A 7,307-nucleotide genomic window follows, 5' to 3' on the forward strand; every position below is an offset into this window, starting at 1 on the left:
CTGCAGGTCCAAGTGAACGAACGGGCTGGCATTTCCTACTCTGCAGGCTTGAAGGCGATATTGAGGCATGATCCGGATATTATCATGGTTGGAGAAATCAGGGATAAAGAGACTGCTGAAACCGCAGTCCGTGCCGCGCTCACTGGCCATCTAGTATTGACCACGATGCATACCAGGGATGCTAAAGGAGCGATTTACAGGCTGATTGAATTTGGCATCAACTGGCAGGAGATTGAACAGACGCTTATTGCTGTGACTGCCCAAAGACTTGTCGAGCTGACATGCAGATACTGTGATGAGGGGTGCTCGCCATTTTGTTTTTCTTCTGGAAGCGGAAAAAGGGGAAATGTTTTTGAAATTCTTTCAGGCAGGGACCTTATAGCTGTCCTAAAAGAAGCAAGAGGAGAACCACATTCTTACCACTACAAAACATTAAAAGACGCCATCACAAAAGGAATTGCGCTCGGTTATATCAAGGAATCGGAATACCAAAGGTGGGTGCTCAATGACGGAGAATAAATGGCCAGTTGAGGAACAGGCCCGTTTCCTGAAAAGGGCAGGTGAATTATTGGCCCGTGGCTACCCATTAGCAGAAGCGATTGAGTCATTATCATTTTATCTTGAGAAAAAAAGAATGAATGACATAAAAAATAGTCTTGGCCAATTACGTGAAGGGTATCCACTGTATTTGATACTTGAACAGCTTAAGTTTAACAAGGATTTAGTAAGCTATGTTTATTTTGCAGAGCAGCATGGCGGTCTGGCTCATGCTGTAACCGAAGGCAGTGAAATGGTGCTAAAAAGGGAGAGTGATCTCCAGCGACTGAAAAAGTTAGGTTCCTATCCGCTTTTTCTGGTGATGCTGACGGGTGTGCTATTTTTCTTTGTAGACCGGCTCTTGCTCCCAAAATTCACTTCGCTTTTTACCGATATGAATCTCACCCCCAATTTATTTATGCAGGTTATTTATTCAACCGCCTCCATATTTCCATTTGTTCTTTATTCCGTGTTCGGGCTAATAATTTTGACCATTGGTTATTACTTATTGGTTTTAAAAAAACTCTCTCCTATTGAACAAAAAGTAAAGCTTACGAGTGTACCGCTGGCAGGCAAGCTTTTGAAGCTTTTTTATACCCATTTTTTCTCCGTTCAATTAAGTTATTTATTTTCAGGGGGCCTTTCAGTTTTGGATGCGCTGAAGGTGTTTGAGAACAATCAACACGAACCATTTTTAATGGAAATAGGAAAGGGGATTATTTACAAGCTTTCGAGGGGACAGGATTTGGATGCGGCCTTAGCTGCATACCCGTTTTTTGAAGACGAATTGTCGAGGATTGTCCGCCATGGCCAGAAAAATGGAAAGCTGGACCAAGAGCTTTATTTTTACAGCAGGCATTGCCTTAATCAGCTTGAAGAAAACACCGAAAAAATGATGCGAATCATTCAGCCAGTATTATACAGCTTTATTGGACTGCTGATTATATCATTGTATCTTGCGATTTTGCTTCCGATGTTCCAGTTGTTACAAGGAATATAAATTATCTGTAAAAGGAGTAAAACGAATGAAGAATCAAAAAGGATTTACCTTGATTGAAATGATGATTGTATTACTAGTGATATCTGTTTTATTAATCATAACAGTCCCTAATATATCAAAACATAGTTCCAATATTAATACGAAGGGCTGTGAAGCCTATATGAAGACAGTAGAGGCACAGGTTCAGGCTTATAAAATCGATCAAAATAAAATCCCAACCTTTGACGAGCTAAAAACAGGGGGCTATTTGAAAAGTGCAGAAGGTAAATGCCCGGACGGATCTGTGCTTCAGATTTCGTCAGATGGTGCAGTTACAAAACAATAGTATATGAATAATTCAAAAGGTTTTACATTGGTGGAAATGCTGGTCGTTCTGTCAGCACTTTTCATGCTCAGCTCAACCACAATCTTCTTATTCACTCCGCAGGATGCAAATCTCGAAAAGAACCTCTTTTTTGCTCAATTGAAATCAGACCTTCTTTATGCCCAACAGTATGCCATTTCCCATCAAGAGAAAATAGCCGTTCATATCATGCCGGAAAATAATTTTTACTATATTCGGAGCAATGAATATGGTGACGCATATTTAATAAAAAGGCATTACTCGCCTGATATAAAGATAGTGAAAGGGTCAATGAGTTTATATTTTCAGTATATGCCAGACGGGAATATCGATGGTTTTGGATCACTTTATATAAAAATTAGTAACAGGACGTACAAGCTGATGATTTTGATTGGAAAGGGCAGATTCTATGTTACAGAAGAATGAGGGTTACTTTCTTGCGGAAATGGTTCTTTCGCTGGCTGCTTTTGTCATGGCTGCATCCATTATCCTCCCATTTGCCCTAATGGTTATTAGCCAAACTGAGCAGCAACGAGAGGATGTTACGGCTACTCATGTGTTATTTGACGAGCTGATGTATATAAAAATTACCGGAGCGGAATCGGGCAGGGGAAGTGTTATAGGGGATGGAGTATTATTCGATGTAGCTGTTCATAAGGACAATCTCAGTACATCATGGGAGGTATGTGTCTATTATGCTGGCGAGAATCAAAAAGAGAATGAGAAATGTGCCTTCGTTGAATGACAGGGGTTTCACTTTCCTTGAAATGCTCCTATCATTGCTCACTTTTTTGTTGATTGCCTCTGTGCTTCCTGTCGGCATGAGAGTAATCTTGGATGATGGAATGGTTGAGAGCGGTATACGCAGGATGGAGTGGGAAATCTTCAGAAGCCAGGTCAAAAAGGAAGTTCGCTCTGCTGACGAAATGACAGTTAACCCAGAGAAAATCATGATGAAAATTGATGGAAAGGTCATTCTTTATGAAAAGTACGGTACTAGCATGCGGAGAAGAGTGGATTTTCAAGGACATGAAATCTTAATGCAAAACCTTTCTAGTTTTCGATTTGAAAGGATAGAAGAGGGATTCAGGATGACCGCATCCGATCTTAATGGAGTTCAGCATTCAGCAAAGTTTCAAAATTATATCAAAGTAGGAGAGGTTTCGCCATAAATGAAAAAGGCTTCATATACCCATTAACATTGATATTTCTCATACTTATGTCTTTATTTTTGCTGACGGTCACGGAACAGTATGTGGCGGAGAAGCGATTTGCCAAAGAAACAAAAGCTATTAGGCTGCAAGAATATTATATGCTATGTTCAATAAAGCAAGCAGAATCGATGATGATTGCAGATCGTTTACCGGCAACAGGCACAATCGACTTTAAGAATGGTACAGTGACATTTAATAGAACATCACTTTCGGAAAAAATGGAAGAAATAACATTCACATTGAAGCTGAAGAGTGGAGAGAAAGCAATAGGCACAGGCAGATATGACAAGCAATTGGGGAGGATGGTAAAATGGATAGAAAGGAATTGATAGGGGATTTTTAAGATGAAGGCCATTTACTTGATTGGCTTCATGGGTGCTGGCAAAACATCAGTATCCAGGAAGCTTGCAGAAGCATTAACCGTTTCTCACTATGACACTGATCATGAAATTGTGGAAGCTGCAGGAAAATCAATTAATGATATTTTCGCTAGCGAAGGTGAAGCAGAATTCCGTGAAATAGAATCAGCTGTATTAAAAAGGATGCCACAACATGATGCAGTGATAGCCACCGGCGGAGGCATTGTAGTAGCTGAAGAGAATAGGCGACAAATGAAAAGCACCGGAACAGTTATTTTTTTATATGCGGAAATCGGAGAGATTCTTCAACGGCTGGAAGGAGATAATTCAAGACCTTTATTGCAAGAAAAGAAGCTAGAAGCAGCGCAATCACTGTACATTAGCAGGCTGCCAATATACCGCCAGACAGCACATATCGAAATCGACACGGCCTCAAAATCCATTTCAGAAATTGTAAAGGAAATCATTGTAAGTATGAATTGAATAGAGATGGTTATACTTGTAATCGAAAGAAGGCAGGTGTAAACATGAAAACAAATGATTATGTAAAATATATTACCCAGACTTTTGTGAAGTACATTGATCAGCCAAAAGAAGAAAGAAAAAAAATGAAAAAAGCAAAAAAAGAAGCAGAAGCAACCTTTCTATACAGGTGGTTTGGAATTCTGCCTTTTCTGTTGATGTCCAGAATAAAAAAGAAAAGATAAACCAGTAAAACCCGGCTGAAGCACCAGTCCGGGTTTTGCTTTTTCTAACTTTAATGTCCAAATTAGCGCATTCAGTTAAATTGCTTTTTCAGTCAAATAAAACAAGCCGCCATTGATAATCGAAATATTTATTTTTGGTTCATATTGTTCCTGTAAAGCAGTTTTTTCAGTTTCAAAGCTTTCTGATATTTCTTCACTATCTTCATAGAAGTGATGCAATAAATCTAAATCTTTTTTCCACCGTTTCCTGGCTTCCACTGCCCATGAATGATCTTCTTGCTCGATCCTCCCGTTTAAGAAAGTTTGGATACGGTTCAAGCCACTTTTGGGCTTAATCAGCGGAGACAAAGTATAGGCATAATCCGGAATTTTTGACTTCATTGCCAGTCTTAGCAGCTTGTCATGGAAATCCTCGACCATTCTCCCATTGATCAGCTGGAGACCGATTGATTGAAATATATCCCGCTTCCTGTCGCATTGGTAGGATATTTTCATATTTAATCCAATCCACGGAATTAACGGTGTTTGCACCCCATAATTTAAGCTGTTACTTTCATATAGCCGGATAAATCCTGCGAGATTCTTTGTCGATTGGAAAATTTGATGCAAACGTGGGGATCCGAAGTGGATGACCTCGCCTTTTACATTGTCCGGTGCTTGCTGCTTGTTTGTAATGAAGGTAAGCTTCATTGGGTTTGGAACGCCGCCAGTCTTCTCAAGATAATGCCAGTAAAAAGGGCGGTTCATCAACTCCTTGTCCAGCTCGATTGTCAGCTGGACAGTCATATAACCTGAATTGTTTTCGAGCATTTCACAATTATTGGCCGTAAAGTATCTATCAAGAAAATTATGGATTTCCTGTTGCTGCACGTTGGTTCCCCTCCTTCATTTCCTCTGCGAATTGAATCATGGACGTAAGGTTTTCCATCTTGATCCGCATCTCGCCTTCTGACGAAGACCTGCCAAATATATCAACCAAATGATCTTCAATATTGCCAAATTCCAATTTTGTCAGAATATCATCGAGCTCTCCGATTACTTTTTCAAACAGATGTATTTTTTCGTATAAAAGCTTAAGGACATGCTCTTCCACAGTATCCTTTGTCGCGAAATTATAAATCTTCACGTCTTTCTCTTGTCCAAGACGATGAATCCTGCCTATTCTTTGTTCAAGCCTCATTGGGTTCCATGGAAGGTCAAAATTGATGATGTGGCTGCAGAATTGCAGGTTGATCCCCTCTCCTCCTGCTTCAGTGGCTATCAAAACCTGGACATTTTTCTGGAATAGCTCTCTCATCCAATCCTTCTTCCCTCTTTTGAAGCCTCCGCGAAATGGGACGGATGTGATGCCATTTTGCTTTAGGAACCATTGAAGGTAAAGCTGTGTCGCTCTGTATTCGGTAAATATGATAACCTTATCATCTATTTTTTGAATCAATTCCAGTGCTTTTGCAGCTTTAGAGTTCTTGGTTACAGCTTCCACTTTCTTGATAAGTCCTGCAATGATTTGCTGGAAAGCGATTGAAGGGTTTTCCTGCCTTTGGAGCATGTTTTTCAAAGTATAAAAAACAGCTTCCCTGCTGCTGCAAGCTTCCCGCTGCAATGTCATCAATGAGAACTGGCTGGAAGCAAGTCCGCCTTCTGAGTCTCTCAAACCTAGAATAGAATCATACAAAGCACGTTCTTCCTTCGAAAATTCAATCGCAATTGTTTCTACAAGCCGTTTTGTCCACTCTATTCCAGTGTCGGCGCGCCTGTTGCGAATCATCACTTTATTTACCAGTTCCCTGAGGTGCTCGTCATCATTTACAGACTTGGAGTCTTTCTTATATTTTTCAAAAAAAGCAGTTTCGCTGCCTAAATGACCTGGCTTTAGCAAGGATACGAGATTGAAAATTTCTTCAATCCTGTTCTGGATTGGAGTGGCAGTCAAAAGCAGGCAAAATCTTTTCTTTAGGTTTTGAACAAATTCATAGTTTTTTGTTTTGTTATTTTTTAACTTATGAGCTTCATCTATGATGATGAGGTCATAATTTAAATTATTGATGATATCGCAGTGAGGTACCCGCTTTGCTGTATCGATGGAAGAAACAACAACATCGCATTGTTCCCACACATAACTTTTCCGCTGAGCAATTGCAGGAATGTGGAATTTAGTGTTCAGTTCCATAGCCCATTGCGACACGAGAGAGGCGGGAACAAGAATCAAGACCTTCTTAACAAGCCCTCTAATCATATATTCTTTCAAAATCAGGCCAGCCTCAATTGTTTTGCCCAGGCCTACTTCATCGGCAAGAATCGCCTTTCCATTCATATTTTCGACAACCTGCCTGGCTACTTCGAGCTGGTGAGGCAATGGGGTTAATTCAGGTAAATGTACTGGGGCCTGCAATCCCTCGAATTCAGGAATAATGGTATGTTTTTCTATTTCTATGGCAAGCTTAAAAAGCTCCCAATTTCCCCATGGGCCATCGTTCTCGATTCGATTAACCATTTCGTCCTGCCAGGAAGAATCGAAGTTAATTTGAACAGTCATTTTCACACCTCTTTTTAAATATAATGTATTGCCGAACCCGGCTGTCTAATGGTAGGATGAAGTTAGCTTTGGAATGTTTTGAAATTTGTCACTTTATAGTTTTATCAGTTTGCAGACATGTGTAATAAGGTTTAGCATGCCCAATTTGGAAAATTATATAAATGCGAATGACGACAAGGGGAGAGACTACATCAGTAGCGCCGAAGGAGCAAGCAATCTTTGTGAATCTCTCAGGCAAAAGAACTCTTGTTTGACGCATCTCTGGAGAGCGCTTTTATAATGGAAAGCCACCAAAGGGGAAAGCCTTTACAGGTAAACTTTCAGGTGAAAGGACAGAGACCTTCTCAAATACAGAGGGGGTGCTCTGTCCTTTTTTGGTCTGCCCCCTGAATCTTTCCGGCTGGGTATTGAACCTGCATGGCTGTCTGCTGAATTGTCAGGCACAGGACGAAGGGGGATACATAATGACTGAATTGAGAAGAACACCGCTTTTTGATGTGTATAAGGAATATGGCGGAAAAACGATTGACTTTGGAGGCTGGGATTTACCTGTCCAGTTTTCAAGCATCAAGGAAGAACATGAAGCTGTAAGGACAAGAGCTGGCTTATTC

11 protein-coding genes, 1 pseudogene and 1 riboswitch are annotated in these 7,307 nt (G+C 40.4%); of the genes and pseudogenes, 10 read left to right on the top strand and 2 right to left on the bottom strand.

Annotated features, from left to right (window positions below):
• From WB217_RS12275 to WB217_RS12315, 9 genes are all read left to right on the top strand, one after another.
• Positions 1-519, top strand: a 519-nt coding sequence (locus WB217_RS12275) for an ATPase, T2SS/T4P/T4SS family (RefSeq protein ID WP_423993505.1), incomplete at its 5' end; no start/stop codon positions are given.
• Positions 506-1,537: a competence type IV pilus assembly protein ComGB gene (comGB, locus tag WB217_RS12280; RefSeq protein ID WP_423993506.1), complete on the top strand. Its 1,032-nt coding sequence runs from the start codon at positions 506-508 to the stop codon at positions 1,535-1,537. The genes WB217_RS12275 and comGB, both read left to right, overlap by 14 nt.
• Before the next feature lie 25 nt (positions 1,538-1,562).
• Positions 1,563-1,862 (top strand): competence type IV pilus major pilin ComGC, encoded by a 300-nt coding sequence (gene comGC / locus WB217_RS12285; protein WP_423993507.1) that lies wholly within the window; start codon positions 1,563-1,565, stop codon positions 1,860-1,862.
• 3 nt (positions 1,863-1,865) lie between these two features.
• Entirely contained in the window at positions 1,866-2,306 is a 441-nt protein-coding gene (comGD, locus tag WB217_RS12290; protein ID WP_423993508.1) for a competence type IV pilus minor pilin ComGD, read from the top strand.
• Positions 2,290-2,625 carry a hypothetical protein gene (locus tag WB217_RS12295; RefSeq protein ID WP_423993509.1) on the top strand — a complete coding sequence of 112 codons (336 nt, stop codon included), beginning with the start codon at positions 2,290-2,292 and terminating at the stop codon, positions 2,623-2,625. The genes comGD and WB217_RS12295 overlap by 17 nt, the downstream gene beginning before the upstream one ends.
• Entirely contained in the window at positions 2,576-3,052 is a 477-nt protein-coding gene (gene comGF / locus WB217_RS12300) for a competence type IV pilus minor pilin ComGF (RefSeq protein WP_423993510.1), read from the top strand. The genes WB217_RS12295 and comGF overlap by 50 nt, the downstream gene beginning before the upstream one ends.
• A 47-nt stretch (positions 3,053-3,099) precedes the next feature.
• On the top strand, positions 3,100-3,423 hold the full coding sequence (gene comGG, locus WB217_RS12305) for a competence type IV pilus minor pilin ComGG (protein ID WP_423993511.1): 324 nt from the start codon (positions 3,100-3,102) through the stop codon (positions 3,421-3,423).
• A gap of 15 nt (positions 3,424-3,438) precedes the next feature.
• Positions 3,439-3,936 carry a shikimate kinase gene (locus tag WB217_RS12310; RefSeq protein WP_423993512.1) on the top strand — a complete coding sequence of 166 codons (498 nt, stop codon included), beginning with the start codon at positions 3,439-3,441 and terminating at the stop codon, positions 3,934-3,936.
• Positions 3,937-3,980: 44 nt separating this feature from the next.
• Complete coding sequence (locus WB217_RS12315; protein WP_423993513.1) at positions 3,981-4,160, top strand: YqzE family protein; 180 nt, start codon at positions 3,981-3,983, stop codon at positions 4,158-4,160.
• 75 nt (positions 4,161-4,235) lie between these two features.
• Here the strand turns inward: WB217_RS12315 and WB217_RS12320 are convergent, their stop codons facing one another.
• Positions 4,236-5,030 carry a YqhG family protein gene (locus WB217_RS12320; protein WP_423993514.1) on the bottom strand — a complete coding sequence of 265 codons (795 nt, stop codon included), beginning with the start codon at positions 5,028-5,030 and terminating at the stop codon, positions 4,236-4,238.
• Positions 5,008-6,696 carry a DEAD/DEAH box helicase gene (locus WB217_RS12325; RefSeq protein ID WP_423993515.1) on the bottom strand — a complete coding sequence of 563 codons (1,689 nt, stop codon included), beginning with the start codon at positions 6,694-6,696 and terminating at the stop codon, positions 5,008-5,010. Before WB217_RS12325 ends, WB217_RS12320 begins: the two co-directional genes overlap by 23 nt.
• 167 nt (positions 6,697-6,863) lie before the next feature.
• Positions 6,864-6,952, top strand: a riboswitch (glycine riboswitch).
• A gap of 208 nt (positions 6,953-7,160) precedes the next feature.
• Between WB217_RS12325 and WB217_RS12330 the strand changes: the two are divergent.
• A pseudogene (locus tag WB217_RS12330) lies at positions 7,161-7,307 on the top strand (glycine cleavage system aminomethyltransferase GcvT); the annotation flags it as partial.

This window comes from Mesobacillus sp., assembly GCF_049588175.1.
Taxonomy (GTDB): domain Bacteria; phylum Bacillota; class Bacilli; order Bacillales; family Cytobacillaceae; genus Mesobacillus.

Excerpts from the sequence above, each read along its gene's own strand:
- WB217_RS12295 (WP_423993509.1), top strand. The coding sequence starts at position 2,290 with ATGTTACAGAAGAATGAGGGTTACTTTCTTGCGGAAATGGTTCTTTCG.
- WB217_RS12325 (WP_423993515.1), bottom strand. The coding sequence starts at position 6,696 with ATGACTGTTCAAATTAACTTCGATTCTTCCTGGCAGGACGAAATGGTT.
- comGG (WP_423993511.1), top strand. The coding sequence starts at position 3,100 with ATGTCTTTATTTTTGCTGACGGTCACGGAACAGTATGTGGCGGAGAAG.
- comGF (WP_423993510.1), top strand. The coding sequence starts at position 2,576 with ATGCTGGCGAGAATCAAAAAGAGAATGAGAAATGTGCCTTCGTTGAAT.
- comGD (WP_423993508.1), top strand. The coding sequence starts at position 1,866 with ATGAATAATTCAAAAGGTTTTACATTGGTGGAAATGCTGGTCGTTCTG.
- WB217_RS12315 (WP_423993513.1), top strand. The coding sequence starts at position 3,981 with ATGAAAACAAATGATTATGTAAAATATATTACCCAGACTTTTGTGAAG.
- WB217_RS12310 (WP_423993512.1), top strand. The coding sequence starts at position 3,439 with ATGAAGGCCATTTACTTGATTGGCTTCATGGGTGCTGGCAAAACATCA.
- comGB (WP_423993506.1), top strand. The coding sequence starts at position 506 with ATGACGGAGAATAAATGGCCAGTTGAGGAACAGGCCCGTTTCCTGAAA.
- comGC (WP_423993507.1), top strand. The coding sequence starts at position 1,563 with ATGAAGAATCAAAAAGGATTTACCTTGATTGAAATGATGATTGTATTA.